Origin of the sequence: Halapricum sp. CBA1109, from assembly GCF_009741825.1 — an archaeon.
Classification (GTDB): domain Archaea; phylum Halobacteriota; class Halobacteria; order Halobacteriales; family Haloarculaceae; genus Halapricum.
The window spans coordinates 1-2,757 of sequence record NZ_WPCA01000222.1 but is presented as its reverse complement, the minus strand read 5'-3'; the positions used below and the strand labels follow the sequence as shown (position 1 = coordinate 2,757).

Sequence of the window (2,757 nt, the reverse complement as noted above, 5' to 3'; positions counted from 1 at the left end):
CGCCGAGGATGGGGTTGATGGGCAGAAGAGGGCCGCCGCGGGCGAAGTTGCCCGCCAGCGCGCCATCGCGTGGATGGACATCGGTTCGCCCCGGCGGGAGTCATAGAGGTTCGCCTCCGCACGGAGGTCCGGATGAACGACTGTGCGCCGCCGACCGCTACCCGACGAGGGTCAGCGCCGCCGTCGGGTGGACCTGTTCGACCTTCTGGACGTTCTTGTTCGAGACGAACCGGCCGCCGAGGCTGGCGCGTTTGTCCGTCGCGATGACGACACCCTCCTCGGTGGTGATGCCGACGGTAGTCGTCCCCGTCTTGTTGACGGCGTCCTCGTCGCGGTCGGTGTCGAACTCGTCGAAGCTACCCAGTTCCGGTTCGGTGGGGTTGAAGTTGTTATTCATCGGACTCGCCTCCCAGTTCCCGCTCGTCGATGTGTTCCGCGATGGTCGCCTCCTCGACGGGCGAAACCTGTTCGGTCTCGACGTCGATGGTGGTCATCTCGACGCCGCCGGCGTCGAGGCCGTCGTCGTCGTCGCTACCCTCGGCCAGCGCCTCCAGCGCGAGGCCGATGCCGCCGTCTAGATCCAGCCCCTCCTCGTAGTTGTCTTCGAGGTAACGCTGGCTGTCCTCGCGGCCGCCGCCGATGGCCGTCGCCTGCCACTCGTAGGGCGTCCCGGAGGGGTCCGTCTCGAACAGGCGCGGTTCGCCGTCGTCGACGCCGCCGACCAGCAGCGCGACGCCGAACGGACGCGCGCCGCCGGTCTGTGTGTACTCCTGGATGTGGTCGGTGACCGCTTTGGTGAGCGTCTCGACGTCGATGGCCTCGTCGTAGCGGAGGTGGTTGACCTGTGCGCGACGGCGGGCGAAGTCGATCAGCTGGCGGGCGTCGGCGACGTGGCCGGCGCTGGCGATAGCCATGTGGTCGTCGATGCCGTGGACCTTCTCGATGCTCTCCTCCTCGATGAGCGGCGAGCGCGTGTGCCGGTCGGCCGCCAGAACGACGCCTTCCGGCGTTCTGACTCCGACGCTCGCGCTACCGCGTTTGACTGCCTCGCGGGCATACTCGACCTGGTAGAGCCGACCATCCGGGGAGAAGATGGTGATACCACGGTCGTATGCCTGCTGTTCGTGGTTTCCTTGCATTCACTCTGGGTTAGGCGTGTCCGTATATAAACCTTTTAGCAACGCTTAAGTATTCGGTGTAGATGCAATACGGGCCGGCTCTGGGAGTCAATACAGCGATAAATCGCCGGTAACGGCGTCGATACGGTCGTCCGCGGCGGGGCCGACGGCCAGTGCCGAGGCCGTACCGGGTTCGAGTTCGGTGTGGCCGGCGTCCCGGACGATAGCGTGGGGGATGCCCTCGGTGTCGGCCTTCTCGGCGAGGGCGAACAGTTCGGACTCCCCGTTGGCCTGCAGGACGACTTTCTTCTGGCCGCTGCCTTTCCACTCTCGTTTGGCCCCGCCGGCCGCCTCCTCGTAGGCCATCAGCGAGGCATGGGCGACCTGTGCGGCGAGTTTCCCCTCGCCCATCCCGAGGTCTGCCCGGGCGACGATTGCCTGTTTCATAGTCGCAGTGTGGCGATAGACCACTATATCCTTGGCTACTCGGCGGCCACGGATATGGGTCGAAAACCCTCACTCGCTCCGCTCGCGAGTTCCGGGAACCTTTAGACCACCGCGGTTCCGAGTAGCAGTATGATCCTCCCGTGGACCATATTTTTCGCCTCGGGTGGCCGACGACCACCACTCGGCCAAAAATATGGGTCAAAAACCCTCGCTCGCTCCGCTCGCGAGTTCCGGGAACCTTTAGACCACCGCGGTTCCGAGTAGCAGTATGATCCTCTCGGACGCCGACATCCTCCGACGGTTGGAGGAGGGTGATCTGGTCGTCGAACCCGTAGACGACCCGGACATCCAGATCCAGCCGGCCAGCATCGACCTCCGTCTCGGGAAGGAGTTTCTGGAGTTCCAGCGGACGAACATCTCCTGTATCCACCCCAACAGCGAGCAGGAGGTCGAGGAGTACGTCGACGAGACGGTCGTCGAGGACGGCGACGAGTTCATCCTCCACCCCGGAGATTTCGTCCTCGGGACGACCCACGAGCGAGTCGAGATTCCCGACGACCTCATCGCCCACGTCGAAGGCCGGTCCTCACTCGGTCGTCTCGCCATCGTGGTCCACGCGACAGCAGGCCTCTGTGACCCCGGATACAAGGGCCAGATCACTCTCGAACTGTCGAACCTCGGGACCGCGCCCGTCGCGCTCTCCCCGGGAATGCGCATCTCACAGCTGACCTTCACCGAACTGAAATCGCCAGCCGACCGCCCCTACGGTGCCGAGCGCGGCTCGAAGTATCAGGACCAGTCTGGCCCGCAGGCGTCGAAGATACAGGGGGACCGCGAGTTTGGAGGCGACCAATGACCGCGTCTCTTCGCGGTCGTCTGTCGGCGAGAAACGAGGTCGAGTTTGGAGGCGACCAATGACCGCGTCTCGTCGCGGTCGTCTGTCGGCGAGAAACGAGCGCGGAGGGAAATAGAATGCACTTCGTCGAGGAAGTGGTCGTCGAGGAGTTTCTCCCGACGTTCCGGTCGCTGCTGGCCGAAGCGTTGCGCGAGCGCGGACTCACTCAGCGGGAGGTCGCCGACCAACTGGGGATCAGCCAGAGCGCCGTCTCGAAGTACGTCCACGGGGAGATAGACCGCAACGAGGCGCTGCTGGCGGACGAGCGGCTGGCGGCGCTGGTCGAAGAACTGGCCG

The 2,757-nt window shown here is 64.9% G+C and carries 4 protein-coding genes and 1 pseudogene; 2 read left to right on the top strand and 3 right to left on the bottom strand.

Annotation, left to right across the window (positions count from 1 at the left end):
• From GJ629_RS15335 to pth2, 3 genes and pseudogenes are all read right to left on the bottom strand, one after another.
• Positions 1-397 (bottom strand): annotated as a pseudogene (locus GJ629_RS15335) (proteasome subunit beta); the annotation flags it as partial.
• Positions 390-1,139, bottom strand: a complete 750-nt coding sequence (psmA, locus tag GJ629_RS15330) for an archaeal proteasome endopeptidase complex subunit alpha (RefSeq protein WP_157513790.1) — start codon at positions 1,137-1,139, stop codon at positions 390-392. The pseudogene GJ629_RS15335 and the gene psmA, both read right to left, overlap by 8 nt.
• Before the next feature lie 87 nt (positions 1,140-1,226).
• Positions 1,227-1,565: a peptidyl-tRNA hydrolase Pth2 gene (gene pth2 / locus GJ629_RS15325; protein ID WP_157513789.1), complete on the bottom strand. Its 339-nt coding sequence runs from the start codon at positions 1,563-1,565 to the stop codon at positions 1,227-1,229.
• A gap of 268 nt (positions 1,566-1,833) precedes the next feature.
• Here pth2 and dcd point away from each other — a divergent pair, with 268 nt between their 5' ends.
• Entirely contained in the window at positions 1,834-2,421 is a 588-nt protein-coding gene (gene dcd / locus GJ629_RS15320) for a dCTP deaminase (RefSeq protein WP_157513788.1), read from the top strand.
• A gap of 116 nt (positions 2,422-2,537) precedes the next feature.
• Positions 2,538-2,757: transcriptional regulator (locus GJ629_RS15315; RefSeq protein ID WP_157513787.1), on the top strand; the 220-nt coding region annotated here is incomplete at its 3' end.

Bases quoted from the DNA above. Each gene is read 5' to 3' on its own strand.
- psmA (WP_157513790.1), bottom strand. From the start codon at position 1,139: ATGCAAGGAAACCACGAACAGCAGGCATACGACCGTGGTATCACCATC.
- pth2 (WP_157513789.1), bottom strand. From the start codon at position 1,565: ATGAAACAGGCAATCGTCGCCCGGGCAGACCTCGGGATGGGCGAGGGG.
- dcd (WP_157513788.1), top strand. From the start codon at position 1,834: ATGATCCTCTCGGACGCCGACATCCTCCGACGGTTGGAGGAGGGTGAT.